The organism is Opitutus sp. GAS368 (assembly GCF_900104925.1).
Classification (GTDB): Bacteria; Verrucomicrobiota; Verrucomicrobiia; order Opitutales; family Opitutaceae; genus Lacunisphaera.
This window is the reverse complement of record NZ_LT629735.1, coordinates 2,639,126-2,655,517: the sequence shown is the minus strand read 5'-3', so window position 1 is coordinate 2,655,517 and position 16,392 is coordinate 2,639,126. Positions and strand designations below refer to the sequence as shown.

At 67.1% G+C, this 16,392-nt stretch carries 13 protein-coding genes; 9 read left to right on the top strand and 4 right to left on the bottom strand.

Annotated features, from left to right (window positions below; translation table 11 throughout):
• Positions 1-24: 24 nt before the first annotated feature.
• The 7 genes from BLU29_RS11385 (at position 25) to BLU29_RS11355 (ending at position 8,171) form a co-directional block, all read left to right on the top strand.
• A complete protein-coding gene (locus tag BLU29_RS11385; RefSeq protein ID WP_091057926.1) occupies positions 25-2,193 on the top strand; it encodes a hypothetical protein in 2,169 nt (722 codons plus the stop codon).
• A gap of 55 nt (positions 2,194-2,248) precedes the next feature.
• Positions 2,249-3,316, top strand: coding sequence for an NAD-dependent epimerase/dehydratase family protein (locus BLU29_RS11380; protein WP_091057924.1), 1,068 nt, complete (start codon positions 2,249-2,251; stop codon positions 3,314-3,316).
• Between the two features lie 46 nt (positions 3,317-3,362).
• Positions 3,363-4,136: a glycosyltransferase family 2 protein gene (locus BLU29_RS11375; protein WP_091057921.1), complete on the top strand. Its 774-nt coding sequence runs from the start codon at positions 3,363-3,365 to the stop codon at positions 4,134-4,136.
• 64 nt (positions 4,137-4,200) lie between these two features.
• Positions 4,201-5,073 (top strand): sugar nucleotide-binding protein, encoded by an 873-nt coding sequence (locus tag BLU29_RS11370; RefSeq protein ID WP_091057918.1) that lies wholly within the window; start codon positions 4,201-4,203, stop codon positions 5,071-5,073.
• Between the two features lie 8 nt (positions 5,074-5,081).
• Positions 5,082-6,149: a dTDP-glucose 4,6-dehydratase gene (gene rfbB, locus BLU29_RS11365; RefSeq protein ID WP_091057916.1), complete on the top strand. Its 1,068-nt coding sequence runs from the start codon at positions 5,082-5,084 to the stop codon at positions 6,147-6,149.
• 124 nt (positions 6,150-6,273) lie between these two features.
• Complete coding sequence (gene rfbA / locus BLU29_RS11360) at positions 6,274-7,149, top strand: glucose-1-phosphate thymidylyltransferase RfbA (RefSeq protein WP_091057914.1); 876 nt, start codon at positions 6,274-6,276, stop codon at positions 7,147-7,149.
• 50 nt (positions 7,150-7,199) lie between these two features.
• Positions 7,200-8,171, top strand: a complete 972-nt coding sequence (locus tag BLU29_RS11355; RefSeq protein WP_091057911.1) for a glycosyltransferase family 2 protein — start codon at positions 7,200-7,202, stop codon at positions 8,169-8,171.
• Between the two features lie 46 nt (positions 8,172-8,217).
• On the opposite strand, the gene BLU29_RS11350 is transcribed toward BLU29_RS11355, so the two are convergent.
• The 3 genes from BLU29_RS11350 to BLU29_RS11340 are packed head-to-tail and all read right to left on the bottom strand — an operon-like array spanning position 8,218 to position 12,154.
• Positions 8,218-9,147 (bottom strand): glycosyltransferase family 2 protein, encoded by a 930-nt coding sequence (locus BLU29_RS11350; RefSeq protein WP_091057910.1) that lies wholly within the window; start codon positions 9,145-9,147, stop codon positions 8,218-8,220.
• Complete coding sequence (locus BLU29_RS11345; RefSeq protein ID WP_157693807.1) at positions 9,144-9,899, bottom strand: class I SAM-dependent methyltransferase; 756 nt, start codon at positions 9,897-9,899, stop codon at positions 9,144-9,146. The genes BLU29_RS11350 and BLU29_RS11345 overlap by 4 nt, the downstream gene beginning before the upstream one ends.
• Positions 9,900-9,919: 20 nt before the next feature.
• Positions 9,920-12,154, bottom strand: coding sequence for a hypothetical protein (locus tag BLU29_RS11340; RefSeq protein ID WP_091057906.1), 2,235 nt, complete (start codon positions 12,152-12,154; stop codon positions 9,920-9,922).
• Positions 12,155-12,275: 121 nt separating this feature from the next.
• Between BLU29_RS11340 and BLU29_RS11335 the strand changes: the two genes are divergently transcribed.
• A complete protein-coding gene (locus BLU29_RS11335) occupies positions 12,276-13,877 on the top strand; it encodes a glycosyltransferase family 4 protein (RefSeq protein WP_091057904.1) in 1,602 nt (533 codons plus the stop codon).
• A gap of 7 nt (positions 13,878-13,884) precedes the next feature.
• Entirely contained in the window at positions 13,885-14,631 is a 747-nt protein-coding gene (locus BLU29_RS11330; protein ID WP_091057902.1) for a class I SAM-dependent methyltransferase, read from the top strand.
• Positions 14,632-14,648: 17 nt separating this feature from the next.
• On the opposite strand, the gene BLU29_RS11325 is transcribed toward BLU29_RS11330, so the two are convergent.
• On the bottom strand, positions 14,649-16,280 hold the full coding sequence (locus tag BLU29_RS11325) for a DUF2029 domain-containing protein (protein WP_091057899.1): 1,632 nt from the start codon (positions 16,278-16,280) through the stop codon (positions 14,649-14,651).
• Positions 16,281-16,392: the final 112 nt, after the last annotated feature.

The following is a 16,392-nucleotide window of genomic DNA, read 5'->3' as shown; positions in this document are numbered from 1 at the left end:
GCGGCGAGGATCCTTCCCCACCCCATGTTGAAATCCCTTTTCCAGTGGCTGGATCTCCACCCGGGCAGCTACTGGATCCTGGTGGGAGCCGCCAGCATCATGCTGGTCGCGTGGCTGGGGTGCATAATCGGACGCGAGGCCCCGGGACCGGCGGATCCGACGTCACGGGCAACCTGGCGTGATGCCCTCGTGCTGTTCCTTTTCCTGCTCGCGTGGCGCTGGCCGTTTTTGCTCGTCGCCTATGAATACAACCCCGACGAAAGCCAGCTGATCGCCGGCGCTATGACGCTCGCGCACGACCCGGTATTCTGGCGGTCCGTGGATGGCGGCAGCTCGGGTCCGCTCAACTATTACCTGCTGGTGCCCTGGCACTGGGTCGGCGCGCCGCTGGATTATTTCACCGCGCGGCTGACCTGCGTTCTGCTGACCTGGGGCGCCTTGTTCGTCTGTCTCCGGGCCCTTGCGCGGGTCTTCGGGCGCACCGCCGCCTGGCTCGGCCTCCTGCCCGCGGCTACTTTTTTCGCCACGGTCACCCATCCCGAGCTGACCAACCTCTCGACGGAAAACCTGCCCCTGCTCCTGATCGCCGTGGTTTTTGGTCTGCTGGCCGGCCGCTTGCCCGCGGACCGGTTCCGGCTTTGGGCCGCCTGCTTCGTCGCCGGGGCCTTGCCCTGGACCAAATTGCAGTCCGCCCCCATCGGCCTTGCACTCATCAGCTGGGCTTGGGGGCAGGAGCTGAGCGAGCCCAGAGTCGCCACGTCGCTCCGCTGGCGCCGGTCGGCGGAGGTTTTGCTGGCGGCCGCCCTGCCCACCCTGCTCATCGCCGGCCTGGCCGCGGCCACCGGGCAGCTCGAGGCCGCGTGGCGGAGATACGTTCTGCAAAACATCCTCTACGTCGGCACCGGCGAGGTCGCACCCGTCGGCGAGGCCCTGCGCGCCCTGTGGCGCAATGCCCAGGACGACGGCCGCTTCCCCCTGCTCCTCGGCACCACCGGGGTTGGACTGCTGGCTGCCACCGCGTATTTTCTCTGGCGCCGGGTGCGCCTCTCCGCGCTGCTGGTGGCCGGGGGCGCCATCACGCTGGCGGCCTTCGTGGCGATCATCGCCCCCCGCCGCGAATACCTGCATTACGTCCTGCTGCTGCCGGTTCCCCTCGCCCTCTGGTTCGGCGCGGGGCTGGGCGGCTGGTGGCGGCAATTACCGGCCGGGCGCCCCCGCCTGGCGCTGGCCGGGGTGTTTCTGGCGGTGGGGCTGCTGCCTTTGGTCACGCGCAGCCTGCAATCGGGTCCGGCGCCCGTCTATGGCGGCTTTGTCCATCATTGGCGGTATCCCCGCTCCAGCGCCGCCATGGTGCTGCACGCGCTGGCCGGGCGCGACGACACCCTCGGCATCTGGGGCTGGGCCTGCCACCTTCATGTGGAAAGCGGCCTGCCCCAAGCCACGCGCGACGGCACCACCCTCTGGTCGATCCAGGACAATCCGCAACAAGCCTATCACCGGGCCGCCTATCTTGCCGACCTGCAGCGCAGCGCTCCCGCCGTGTTTGTGGACGCCGTCGGCCAGGGGGCCTTCATTTTCCTGGACCGGGCCCAGCAAGCGCACGAGAGCTGGCCGGCGCTGGCCGACTATATCCGCCAAAACTACACCCTCGTCGTCGACCTGATCGATGCGCGCATCTATGCCCGCAACGGACTCGCCAGCCTGCGCGATCTGAACTCCACGCGCCTGTGGCAGCTGGTCGGCCAGGGGCGGCCGTCGGCAAAATCAGCGCTATCCCCGCCGAGCAGCACGCTGGACAAGCTGCAACAGAGGGTCATCGGCGGACGCAAGGTCGTCATGCTCCTGCCTCCGGCGCAGGTGGAATGGCCGCTCGACGGCGAGGTCCGCGAGGTCTCGCTCGAGTTCGGCTTCGACCCCGAAGCCTACGAGCGGGGCCGGAGCAACGGGGCGGAACTTATCCTCGAGATCATCAGCCCCGAATCCACCCACCCGGTTTTCCAGCGCTTCCTCGATCCCGCCCGCCAGCCCGGAGACCGCGGCCTGCAAAGCGCCCGGGTGACGCTGCCGCCCTTCACCCCGGGCTCCATCCTGGTGCTCCAGACGGACCCGGGGCCATATGGGGACACCGCCTGGGACTGGGTGTATCTCGCGAGTCTCCGGCTCCACCGCGAGTCCGACCCCGGGCCCAAGTAGGCCGGCGGCGGTTTTCCCGCTTCACCTGACGGAATCCGTCTGTTTCCCTCAACCCATGCGCATCCTGATCACCGGCATCTGCGGTTTTGTCGGCAGCACCCTCGCCCGGTCGCTGCACGCCGCCGGCCACGCGGTCGCCGGTTTCGACAATTTCATCCGCCCCGGCAGCGAGTCCAACCGCGCGCCGCTGGAACGGCTCGGCATCAAGGTCCTCACCGCCGACCTGCGCGACGCCCCCGCCATGGACGCGCTGCCGGCCGCCGACTTCGTGGTCGATGCCGCCGCCAACCCGAGCGTGCTGGCCGGCGTGGACGGCAAGACGAGTTCGCGCGAACTCGTGGACCACAACCTCACCGGCACGATCAACGTGCTCGAATACTGCAAGGCGCACAAAGCAGGCTTCATCCTGCTTTCCACCAGCCGGGTCTACTCGATCGCGCCACTGACCGCCTTGCCAGTCGTCGTGAAGAACGACGCGCTGGCGCCGGACGCCGCCAAATCCCTGCCGGCCGGGCTGACGGTCGCGGGCCTAGCCGAGGATTTCACCACGACCGCGCCCATCTCGCTCTACGGCGCCACCAAGCTGGCCTCCGAGGCCATGGCGCTGGAATACGGCGAGACGTTCGGCTTCCCCGTCTTCATCAACCGCTGTGGCGTGCTGGCGGGCGCCGGGCAGTTCGGCCGGGCCGACCAGGGCATCTTCGCCTACTGGATCAACGCCTGGCGGCGGCGGCGCCCGCTCAAGTATCTCGGCTTCGGCGGACACGGCCACCAGGTGCGCGACTGCCTGCACCCGCGCGACCTCGTGCCGGTACTGGAAAAGCAGTTCCTGGCGCCCAAGCTCGCCGTGGGTGACCGGCTCGCGAATTTCTCCGGCGGCGCGACCTCGGCCATGTCACTGAAGCAGCTTAGCGACTGGTGCGCCGGCCGCTTCGGCCCGCACACCGTGGTGCAGGACGGCACGCCGCGGCCTTTCGACATTCCGTGGATTGTGCTCGACCCGACCAAGGCGAAGACCATCTGGGGCTGGAAACCCGCCATGCCCACCCCGGCGATTCTCGAGGAAATCGCGGTCCATGCGGAACAGAACGCCGCCTGGCTGGAACTGTCGGCCCCGCGCTAGCTAGCGCAGGCTTGCCGCGTGGGGTTTTGTCGCAAACATCAGGGCGATGCTTGCATCGCGCTCCCGGCCCCCCCTCCAGGCACCACTTCACCTTTACTCCGTCGTGATCCCCGCCCGGGACGAGCAGGATTCGCTGCCGTCCACGGTGAAAGACATTTACGAGGCGTTCCAGCGCGAGGGCGTGCCGCATGAGATTGTCGTGGTGGACGACGGCAGCCGGGACCGGACCTGGGCGGTGCTGACGGAACTGAAACAGACCGTGCCCACGCTGGCGCCCGTGCAGAATCCCGGCCAGAATGGCTTTGGACGCGCGGTCCTTTACGGCCTCGGCCAGATGAAGGGCGACGCGTGCGTCATCATGATGGCCGATGCCTCCGATTCGCCCGCGCACGCCGTGCGCTACTGGCGCCTGCTCAACGAAGGCTGGGACTGCGTCTTCGGCAGCCGCTTCATCAAGGGCGGCGAGGTCGTCGATTACCCGCGCGTCAAGCTCTGGGTCAACCGCCTGGCCAATTTCCTGGTGCGGATCGGCTTCAACATCGCGCTCAACGACACCACCAACGCCTTCAAGGCCTACCGGCGCACGGTCATCGAGGGCGGCCGGCCCTACCTGGCGCCGCACTTCAACCTCACGGTGGAGATCCCGCTCAAGGCCATCGTTCGCGGCTACACGTGGACCGTCATCCCCATCTCCTGGCAGAACCGCAAACACGGCGAGGCCAAGCTCAAGATCAAGGAAATGGGCAGCCGCTACTTCTTCATCTGCGCCTATGTGTGGCTGGAGAAGTATTTCAGCCGCGGGGATTACCGGAAAAAATGACCCTTTTGGCCCGTGCAACGGTCGTGTTGACCTCCGGGCCTTCATTATTCCTAGTAACTCCTCCATGATTTATCTGCTCGGTGGCTCAGGTTATGTCGGCGCGGCCTATCAGGCACTGCTCACGCGCAAAGGCCTGCCCTTCCGCAATGTGCGGCGGGCCGACTTCGACTATACCGACCGCGCCGCCCTGACGGATTTGCTCCGCCGGGAGAAGCCGCAGTTCCTCATCAACGCCGCCGGCTACACCGGCAAGCCCAACGTCGATGCCTGCGAGCTGCACAAGTCAGAGTGCCTCATGGGCAATGCCGTCCTGCCGGGCTCCATCGCCCAGGCCTGTGCCGACGCCGGCGTGCCGTGGGGCCACGTCTCCTCCGGCTGCATCTACAGCGGCAAGAATCCCGACGGCTCCGGGTTCAGGGAAACCGATACGCCCAACTTCACCTTCCGCACCAACCACTGCAGCTTCTACTCCGGCACCAAGGCCCTCGGCGAGGAGGTGCTGGCCGGGGCGCCCAACGTCTTCATCTGGCGCCTGCGCATCCCGTTCAACGAGGTGGACAGCGCCCGCAATTACCTGAGCAAGCTCATGCGCTACGCGACCCTGCTCGAGGCCGAGAACTCCATCTCGCAGCTCGACGAGTTCGTCGCCGCCACGTTCGCGTGCTGGGAGCAGCGCGTGCCCTTCGGCACCTACAACGTCACCAACCCCGGCCACGTCACCACCCGCGAGGTAGTCGAGCTGATCAAGAAAACCGGTGTCTCGCGCAAGGACTTCGCTTTCTTCAAGGACGAGGCGGACTTCATGACCAAGGCCGCCAAGACCCCGCGTTCCAACTGCGTGATGGATTCCCGCAAGCTCGCCGCCGCCGGCATCAAGCTCACCGAGGTGCACGCGGCCGTCGAGCGCGACCTCCGCCGCTGGGTCAAAGCCACCTGACTCGCCCCATGAATCTCCTCGTCACCGGCGGCTGCGGTTTTATCGGCTCCAACTTCATCCGCCAGCGCCTCACGGAAAAGGGCTCGGCCCTGACGAAGCTTGTCAACCTTGACGCCCTTACCTACGCGGGCAACGCAGCCAACCTCGCCGACCTTGCGGGTGACCCGCGCTACGTTTTCACCCACGGCGATATCGGCGACACCGCCCTCGTCGCGCAGCTGCTGACCGGGCATGCCATCGACGCCGTGGCGAACTTCGCCGCCGAGTCGCACGTCGACCGCTCCATCGATTCGCCCGAGCCCTTCATCCAGACCAATGTCACCGGCACGCTCCGCCTGCTCAACGCCGCCAAGCAATACTGGACGAAGCTGCCCGAGCCGAAGAAGGCCGCGTTCCGTTTCCTGCACGTCTCGACCGACGAGGTCTACGGTTCGCTCGCGCCCGGCGCGCCGGCGTTCACGGAAAATCACAACTTCGAGCCCAACTCGCCCTACGCCGCCTCCAAGGCCGCCAGCGACCACCTCGTCCGCGCCTACCGGCACACCTACGGCCTGCCGACGCTGACCACCAACTGCTCGAACAACTACGGCCCGTATCACTTCCCGGAGAAGCTTATCCCGTTGATGATCCTCAACGCCCTCGAGGGCAAGCCACTGCCGGTCTACGGCGACGGCATGCAGATCCGCGACTGGCTCTATGTCGAGGACCACGCCCGCGCCATCTGGCTCGTGCTCCAGCAGGGCCGCGCCGGCGAGACCTACAACATCGGCGGTCTGAACGAAAAACCGAACATCGAGATCGTGAAGACGATCTGCGCCCTGCTCGGTCAGAAGGCTCCGCGCGCCGACGGGAAGCCCTACGAGTCCCAGATATCCTACGTCACCGACCGCCCCGGCCACGACCGCCGCTACGCCATTGACGCCGCCAAGATCAACCGCGAGCTCGGCTGGAAGCCGCTCGAGACCTTCGCCACCGGCATCGAAAAGACCGTGGATTGGTATTTGAAGAACCGGGCTTGGGCCGCTGATATCACCAGCAAGAAATACTCCCGCGAACGCCTCGGGACCAAGGTCTGATTTTGTCACAGAGTGCCCAGGGCATGCACGGAGGTCACTGAGTGCTGAACCAACCTATCCTGAATTTCCCTGTGGCCTCTGTGTCTTTCTCCGTGTTCTCTGTGTCCCGCTCTAATCTTTTTTCATGAATCGCAAAGGAATTATTCTGGCCGGTGGATCGGGAACCCGCCTCTACCCGCTGACCATCGCCGTGAGCAAGCAGCTCATGCCGGTCTACGACAAGCCGATGGTCTATTACCCGCTGTCGGTGCTGATGCTCGCGGGCATCCGCGAGGTGCTCATCATCTCGACGCCAACCGACCTGCCGAATTTCAAGAAGCTCCTCGGCGACGGTCGCAACCTCGGTCTCAAGTTCAGCTATGCCGAGCAGCCCAGTCCCGACGGCCTGGCGCAGGCCTTCCACATCGCCGGCGACACGGGATTCCTCAAGGGCGAACCCTCGGCTCTTGTGCTCGGCGACAATCTTTTCTACGGCGCGGAGTTCGTGCACTCCCTCGCCGAGGCCTCCGCTCGCACCGGCGGCTCCACCATCTTCGGCTACCACGTCGCCAATCCCTCGGATTACGGCGTGGTCGAGTTCGCCCAAGACGGCCGCGTGCTCTCCCTCGAGGAAAAGCCGAAGCATCCGAAGTCCCACTACGCCGTGCCGGGCCTGTATTTCTACGACGCCGATGCCGTGAAGCTCGCCAAGAGCCTCCAGCCCTCCGCCCGCGGCGAGCTGGAGATCACCGACCTCAACCGCCTTTATCTCGAACAGGGCAAGCTGCACGTCGAGCTTTTCGGCCGCGGCACGGCCTGGCTCGACACCGGCACGCATGACTCGCTCATCGAGGCCGCCCAGTTTGTTCATGTGCTCGAGAACCGCACCGGCCTGAAGATCGCCTGCATCGAGGAGATCGCCTACAAGCAGGGCTGGATCGACCGCGCCGGCCTCGAGGCCAATATCAAACAGCTCGGCAAGTCCGCCTACGGCCAATACCTGAAGCGGCTGCTCGGTTAAGATTCGGCGTGCGGCGCACCGGCCGGCTGCTACACGTTGATGTGCCCGGCATGAAGGTCTCGTTCATCATCCCGCTCTACAACTGCCTGCCGCTGACGCAGGCCATGCTGGCGAGCCTGCGGGAGACCCTGCCGCCCGGCCTGGATGGCGAGATCATCCTCGTGGACGACGGCAGCACCGACGGCACACGGGCGTGGCTCAAGAACCTGCCGGCCCCCTGTCGCACGATTCTCAACGAAAGGAATCTCGGCTTCGCCGGCGCCTGCAACCGCGGTGCGGCCGCGGCAACGGGCGAAATCATCTTCTTCCTCAACAACGACCTCGTGCTTCTGCCGCATTGGCTCGAGCCGATGCTCGCCGCCTTCGATCGCTGCCCGCACGCTGGCCTCATTGGCAACGTGCAGCTCAATGCCGCCACCGGCACCGTGGACCACGCGGGTATCTATTTCAACCACCAGGGCAAACCCGCCCACCGCACCGATCTGTCCATCTCCACGCGCTGGCTCGGCTGGCCGGCCTGCCGCGAGGTAGACGCGCTGACCGGCGCCTGTTTCGGCCTTCGCCGCACCACCTGGCAGCGGCTGGGCGGCTTCGATGAGGGTTTCATCAACGGCAGTGAGGACATCGACCTGGCGCTGCGTGCGACCGCGACGGGACTGCATCACTACGTCGCTCTGACGAGCGTGGTGCGGCATCACATCAGCGCCTCGGCCGGCCGCAACCTGCGCAACGAACATAACACCTGGCGGCTCGTGCAGCGCTGGACGCAGCCGATCGCCGCGCTCGCCGCCAAGGACTGGAGCCGGCACCAGGTCGTCACCCATGCCGACCAATCCGGAGTGTTCGACTATCACGCGGTTCAATCAGCGCTTGCCTATTTGTTGCTTTGGCCGGCGCCGCCGTTGGCGGTGCGCGAAGGTGTGGCGGCGGCGATGGCGCAGGAACGCCAGCGCTGGCGCGAATTGCTGGAAGGCGCCACTCCACCCCCGCCGCTTCCGCCTGTGCGGACCGACCAGATCTAGCTGCCGATTTTTTGGAGGCGGAGTGAGGGCACCCCGCCTCCAATTGCTAGCCCGCGCGCTCCACCGAACGCACGACCGACTGCGGCCGGCGGTTCACGGTCAGGAACATCCGGCCGATGTATTCGCCGATCAGGCCGAGCACCACCAGCTGCGTGCCGGAAAAAACCAGCAGCGCGCCCATCAGCGAGCCCCAGCCGTAGTCGGGGCCCTTGTTGGTGTAGCGCAGGTAGAAGACAAACAGCAGGCCGCACAGGCCGGCCGCCGCCATGATCAGGCCCAGCAGCGTCGCCAGGCGCAGCGGCATCACGGAGAAATTGACGAAGGTGCTGAGCCAGAGCCGCAGCAGCCGGCGAAGGGTGTAGCCGCTTTCGCCGGCCGTCCGTTCCGCATGGTGCACCTCCAGCGCCCCGATGTTCTGCGTCACCTGCAGGATGAGTCCGTCAATGTAGGGATAGGGTCCGTCGTGCGCGGCGACCTCCTTCGCCACGAACGCGCTGACGCAGCGGAAACTGGAGAGGTAAAACCCCTTCGGCTTGTCGAGCACCCAGTCCGTCATCCGGTTGGTCAGCCAGCTGCCAAGGTTCCGGAACACCGAGTGCTCCTTCTGCGCGTAGCGGCCGTAGACCGCGTCGAGTCCCTCGCGTTTCGCGTGCTGCCAGAGCTTCACCGCCTCGGCCGGGGGATTCTGGCCGTCGTCGTCGAGGTTGACGATGTAGGCGCCGCGCGCGTGCCGGTAGCCGGTGAGGACGGCGTTGTGCTCGCCGTAGTTGCGCGCGTGGTTGACGAAGATCATCGGGATGCGGGCGTCGCGCAGCAGCTCGCGGCACACGCCGGCCGTGGCGTCGCGGCTGCCATCGTTGACCAGCACCAGTTCGTGGCCGCCCTCGATCGACAGCGCCTCGATCTCTTTCACCAGCGGGGCGAGGGTGTCCGCGCTGTAGTAGAGCGGGATGACAAAACTCAGGGCGGGCGTCATGGGGTGTGCGGCCCGGACTGTTGGGATTTTTGCGCCACAGTCAGCACCGAATTCCCGACGGGCAGGCGACCGCCCGCCCCGAGCCAGGCATGCTCGACCGCCATCAGTGCGTTGAACCCCGCCTCGACCGGCGCCGGGAACAGCCGGACATCGCTGGCCGGGGCCGCCGGCGGCAGGAGTTTCCGGCGCACCACCGCGAGGGGAAACGGCAGCGTGTTCCAGTAAGTGTTGTGTCGGACGGCAAGGCCGGCGTCACCGAGCAGGGTGTTGACCTCGCCGCGCGAATAGCGGCGCAGGTTGCCGACCTCCCGGTCATGGTAGGAATACATCCATTGATAGGCCGGCATCGTCAGCACGACGAATCCTCCGGGCCTGAGGCACCGGTGGATCTCGCGCACGGCCTGCGTCGGGTCGGCCACTTGGCAGACCACATCGCAGGACACGATCGCGTCAAACTGCGCGTCGGCAAACGGCAGCGCGGCGATTGAGCCCTGCACGATCTCGCCGCCCGCGCGCCCGCGCGCCCGCCCGACGGCCAGCGGGGAAAGATCCAAGCCGGTGAGCACCCACTCCGGCCGGGTCGCGTGCAGCCGGCACAGCAAGCCCCCCGTGCCGCAGCCGGCGTCGAGCACCCGCGCGCCCCCGGCCGGCAGCACGGCCGTGAGGCTGCGCTCCACGTGCCGGTGCAGGGCGCGGTAATACCACATAGTGTCCTCCACCTCGGCCATCTTGCGGTATTCGTCAGGTTGCACGCGCTATAAAAACAGGCCGTTCAATTCGCCAGAGGAGGAGGAAGCGGCGATGTTGGCGGTGACGGTGGCGGCGGCAGTGCCCACAACGTCAGGCCATGCAGCGCAACCGACAGCAGGCGTTGGTCGCCCCCCCGGGCAGGAATTTCCGGCGCCATGGCGGAGTGCAGAGTCAGCACCGAATCGCCCGGCGGCACCACAATCTCCCGGTAATTCAGCCTCTGGATATTGCCGTCCAGCCGCCGGCCGCCAAGTTTGGTATCATCGAGCCGCAACTGCAGGTCACGCGGGCTGATGCCCAGCACTGTCATGGTCAGTCGCACCCGGACCGGCTCGGTCGCAGGGTTGTTCAGCCGCAACTGGGCGTCACCCGAGGACCAGCGCCAGCGGTTCCCCCCCGTCCCTTCGAGTTGATGCCAACCGGTGCCAAATGAGAGGCTGATGCGATCGGGTGCCGCGACCCGCGTGACATGAAACCGATCGTTGACGCTGATGAAATCCTCGGCGTTCAGCGGCACCATGCGCAGCAGACTGTCGCTCAGGTCCCATTCACCCTTGAGTGCGGTATTGAGGCGGCCCTCGTAGGTATGCACGGGAAAATACTGCGGTTTCTTGAGCAAAAAGGCATTCGCCCACAGTCGGGCCCAAAACTCGTCCAGCTTGATATTGAGGGACGTGACCTTGGGATTCTTTTCCAGCCGGCCCAGGTCGACCAGGAAACGGTCCACCCGCAGCGGCGGAAAGGACATGCGTTGGAAAAGATCCATGGCCACTGACGCGTTGGCCACCAGCACGGCCGCAAACAGCACGCCCGCTTCAAGCTGGGCGCGCCGCGAGGCGCGCTGGGCCGCCGCCAGCCAGCAGCAAAGCCCGACCAGCAGGCCCGGATAAAAAACGGAGAGTATCTTGTAGGCGTCGTAGCTGGCGTTGGCGCGCGTTGGCGTCTGCCACGCCAGCATACTCCAGCCCAAGGCCACCGGCAGCACCAACGCCAAGGCCGCCAGCGCGCGGCCCCGGTCCTTCCCGCGCCGCCAATAGGCCCGCACTCCGACCAGCCAGAGCGTGACGACGGCAAGCCCCAGGGCAACGCGGGGCAGCACCGGCCAGCCCTGCAAAGCGAACCCGCGCACCAGGCCCAGCCAGCCATCGGGGGTGAGCAACGGCACGGGCCAGCCGAAGTTGTATTGTTCGAACAGCTGGAAGCGCTCACGCAACCCGACGAAGCGGCCCCAGAAAAGCACCAGGCTCACCGCGAACATCGTGCCCAGCATCAGCAAGGTGCGCCCGAGTGCGCGGGTGTCCCGCCGCCACCACCAGTCGGCCAGCAGCCAGGCCGCGCCGGGGGCGAGCGCCACGATGAGGATGAAGTTGTAACTTCCCGCCAGCAGCCAGAACGCCGCCAGCGCGAGAGGCGCATAGCGCCACTCGCTTTCGGCGCCGCGCTGCGTCGCACGCGCCCCAAAAATCGCGAGGGTGAGCAGGCCGATCCCTTGGGCGGCATAAAGCTGGCCCAGCGCGCCGTGGTGGACGGCATACAACGTCAAAGGCGAAAGCGCATACAACGCCGCCAGCCCCAGCAGCCCCGCGCCGCGCAGGCCGAGCGCAACCCGGGCGAGCAACAGGACGACCGGCAGGTTGAGCAGCACCAGGACGGCGCCGGTCAGGCTCACCAATTGATACGGCTCCAGTCCGAAGATGGCGCCGTTGTGCGCAATGAGCGCCGACGGGGTGAAATGATTCAACCGCAGCCAGAAATCAAAAAAATAGTCCACCGAACTCACCCGGGTGACTTCGGGCAGGCCGAGAAAACCCGTGCGGTCATCCCGGGAGAATTCCTGGAAAACCCGCGCGCCCGCCGCGTAATCCGCCTGGTCACAGCTGCCCAACGAGGACGAGGTGAGCGTCCACGCTCCGCGCTGCGCCATCGGCGTGATCAAGAGCCAGCCCGCGGCGAGCAGCAGGAGCAGCAGCGGCACGTCCTCGCGCAGTTGGCGGGCCCGTCGCCAGCCCGCCCGCCAGGCGGCGAGCAACAGCAACCCCAGCGGCAGCAGTTCGCTCCACCACGCGTAAGCCTCGGTGCCCGGCAACGACGTATGCGCTCCGGCCCAGACCACGGCCGACTGCAACGCGAGCCCGAAGCCGGGGGCGAAAGCCCAGGCACAGCTGCGCCATGCACGCGGCAGGGTCAGCCACGCCAGGCCCAGGCCCCAGAAAAATGTGTGCACAATCAAACCGGCGGCGGTGAGGTAATACAGCATCTGGGTGACTTCTCACTATCGCGGGGCGTCTCCGGCTTGGGAAGCGAAAAGACGGCGCGGCAGTTCCAGATTTACAACCCCACCCGCCTCGGCGATAAACCGCGCGCCCTTTCCCCGCCGCATGTCGCTCCGCCGCCGCCCCAAGTTCACCGGACTCTTCCACGACGACGTCGTGACCGATTCCTACTGGATCCGCGAAGAGGGCAAGCTGGCCCTGCCGCCGTTGGCCGGCGTCAAACAACTCGCCCTCTTCGGCGAGGTGCTCCCGCCCGATCCCGCCAACCCGACCTCGGCCGGCGAACTCGGCCTGAGCGTGCGCCTCGACGGCCGCGAGGTCGCCGCGGCCGCCCTGCCCCCCGGGCCGTTCCGTCTTACCGCAACGCTGCCCGCCAGCGACCGCTCGGACGGGCAAATTCTCGCGCTCAAGCTCACCGGCGTGGCGGGGAGCAACCTGCTCGCCTGGCTGGGCCGCGTCACCGGCCTTGGCGCCCTGCAGCCGTGGCGCGCCCAGGCCCGCAATCGCCGGTTGCGCCTCGCGCGCCTCGAGGCCGACGGCGAGGTGCTGTTCGACTTCGGCAACCGCGCGTCACCCTGGAACGCCGCCTTCGCGCGCCGCTTCCTGAAGCTCGGCCTGAACCTCACCGGCTGGTTCCGCGCCGACCTCGGTCTCGGCGAATCCGTCCGCTGCATGGCCCGCGCCGCCGAAGCGGACCGGCTGCCGCTCGCGCTCGTCGACTTGAAACTGCCGTGCAAGAATTCGCTTTCCGACGGCACCTTCACCGCGCAGCTGCAAGCGGCCAATCCGCATCCCGTGAATGTGTTTCACCTCGATCCGCCCGGCATGCGCGACCTCGACCACCACCACGGCGCCGGCTTCCGCCGCGGCAAATATAACATCGGCTACTGGGCCTGGGAGCTGCCGGAGTTTCCCGACGCGTGGATCCACTTCTCCGACTATTGCGACGAGGTGTGGGCGCCCTCGCGCTTCGCCGCCGAGGCGATCGCGCAAAAGGTGCCGGTGCCGGTGCTGACCATGCCGCACGCGATCACCTTCGCCCGGCCCGCCGGCGATTTTCGGGCCAAATACGACCTGCCCGTGGATCAGTTCCTGTTCCTCATCCTCTACGACCTGAACTCCTACTCGGAACGGAAGAATCCCGCCGCCGTGCTGGAGGCCTTCCGCCGCTCCGGCCTGGCCGGCCGCGGCGCCGCGCTCGTCATCAAGGTCCACAACACCGCCGGCAACCCCGCGGACTTTGCGCGCCTGCAGGCCGCGGCCGCAGCGCTGCCCGGCACCGTGCTCATCACACAGACCCTGACGCGCGCCGGGATCTACGAGCTCGAGTCGGCCTGCGACTGCTTCGTCTCGCTGCACCGCTCCGAGGGCTTCGGCCTCGCGCTGGCCGAGAGCATGTATCTCGGCAAGCCCGTCATCAGCACGGACTGGTCCGCCACCGCGGAGTTCATCAACGCCGCCAACGGCTGCCCGGTGCGGGCGGACCTGGTCACCCTCGACCGCAACCACGGACCCTACGCCAAGGGCCAGACCTGGGCGGCGCCCGATGTCGACCACGCGGCCGGGTGGATGAACCGCCTTTTTTCCGATCGTGCCCTTGCGGCCCGGCTCGGGACCGCGGCCCGCGCGACCATCGAGCGCGATTTTTCCCCGGCCGCGATCGGGGCCCGCTACCGCCGCCGGCTCGAGGCGATTGCCGGCTGGTGACCCTGCCATGCGCCTGAGCCGGACCAAGAGGCATTGGGACAAGTTCGCCCGCACCGACCCGTTCTGGGCCGTGCTCACCGACGCGGGCAAGAAGGGCAACCAGTGGAGGGTCGACGAGTTTTTCCAGACCGGCGTGGACTCCGTGGACGCGGAGATCAAGGGCGTGCTGCTGCATTGCCCCGCCCTCCGCTTCGGCACCGCGCTCGACTTCGGCTGCGGGGTCGGCCGGCTCTCCCAGGCGCTGGCCCGGCACTTCACGCGGATCACGGGCATCGACATCTCGGCGGAGATGCTGGCGCTCGCCCGCCAATACAACCGGCACGGCGAACGCGTGGACTACGTCCTCAACACCCGGGACGACCTCAGCCAGCTCGCAGACGGAACCTTCGACTTCGTCTACAGCATCATCACCCTCCAGCACATGGAACCGGTTTACGCGCGCCGCTACATCGCGGAATTTGTGCGCGTCGCCGCCCCGGGCGGCGTGATCCTGTTCCAGGTTCCGGCCGTCAGCGAGCGCAGCGTCCCGCAGCCCCGGCCGTTCACTCTCTGGCCCGACACCCTGCTCAAGCGGCTGGTGCGCGACCTCCGGAATAAATTCGGCGCCGACCCGGTGATGGAGATGCACGCGTTGCCGCGGGCGGAGGTCGAGGCCATTCTCACCGGCGCCGGCGCGACGCTGATCAAGAGCTACCGTTACGACGCCGCGGGCGACCGGCTGCACAGCTGGGGCTATCTCGCCTGCAAGCGCTGAGCCCCCCGCCGGCCGGGTCAGGGCGTGGCGCCCGCCGGCCGCGGTTGTTGCACATTCACCCGCAGGTTCTGCAGCTTGAAGGCCAGCGGCCGCGGATCGCCTCCGAGGCGGCTGGACGGCGTGTCGGTGATGAACTCCAGCCGGCTTTCCCCCGGCGGCAGCACCACCTCGTTCAGCGTCACGTCGACACTGCTGTGCTGGCTCAGCTCGGAGGCCCAGAGGCCGAGACCGTTGACGCGCAGCCGCACCGTGCGCCATCCGTCCGCGCTGATCGTGAAGCGCAGGCGCACCAACAGCGGCCCCGCCTGTGGATTGTGCGCCACGATGTCCGCGCTGCCCGCCGACCAGCACCAGTAGTCGCTGTTGAGCCGCTCCACCGGATACCAGTCGTCCTCGAAATCGAGGGAGAATTTCTGCCGGCCCGCGCCGTAGATCAGCGCGTCGGGGCCGCGGACCACGTAGCCGTCACCGGCCGGGGATTCCAAGGCCGCCGGCGCGGCCAGCATCGTGAGGTTGCCCAGCACGAGCACCAGCCACCACGCCCGGCCGGTGGGCACCAGCACGTTGAAGGCGAGCTGCATCGGCAGCAGCACGCGGGAGGCGGCGCCGGGGTAACCCTCCCACACGGCGTCGCCGAGGAAGATCAGCAGCACGGCATACGTGATGCCGATGCGCCACCAGGCCTGCGCCCACTGCGGCCGTAACACCAGATAGAGGAACTGCACCGTCAGTGCCACCAACATGCAGAGGCTCCACAGCGGACCGGCATTGGCCGCGGACAAATCCGGCAGCGCGTCGAACACATCGCGCAGCTTGCGGCCGTAGGCGAAGAACGGCAGGTCGAAGTTCCGCGCCCCGGCATCGCCGGCCTTTCCCCCGATCACCAGCGCGATATAGATCACCCACAGCGCCAGCGGCAGCGCCGTCAGCAGGCCGCGCATCACCGCCAGGCCCCAGGCCCGGCGGCCATCGGTGAGGCGCGGCAGCAGCGCCGCCGAGCCCAGCAGGTTGGTCTCCTTGCCCAGCCCGCCCAGGGCGAACACTGCGGTGGACCACCACGGCCGGCCCTTGTCCAGCAGGTAGACGCCGAACGCGATGAGCAGGAGGCTCGGACCGTCGAACAGGGCGTTGCGGAAACTCAGGCAGACCCCAAACGACAGCATCACGCCGGCCCAGCGGATGAAATTGTCCCAACCCCGCGGCGGGAACCAGTGCAGCAGCAGCGCGGCGAGCAGGAACCAGGTCACCACGTTCTGCAGCGCGAAGACCTGCAGGATCCACGCCGGCTGGCCCAGGCCGAACGCGTAGGCGGTCGCGGCAAAGAGAATCCGGCGGCCCCGGTAGGGCAGGCTGTCCACCGCGCGCTTCAGCGCCTGGTTCTGCAGCGACGGGTCCATCGCGATCTGCACATAATATTGCGCATCGTAGCCGTCCGACCCCTTGGTCACATAATAGTCGAGCTTGCGGATCTTGCTCAGCCGCGCCTGTTCCTGCCGGGCGCCGAACGCGATCAGGTAGCTGAGGCCCTTGCCGGGGATGTAGAACTGCGCGAGCGTCCAGATGAACAGCGCCACCACCACGGCATAGCCCAGCGCCACCACCGGGTTGAGGCCCCGGTTTTTCAGGCTCTGTGACCACCGGCCGATCATGCGACCGCCCTTCTCTGGGCCGGGCCAGGCGGATGGCCCGAACGCGTGGCGGGGAGGTCTTTTTTAGTTTGAGCCATTTTTGCAAACAATGGCACCCTCGCACGTTCGACAA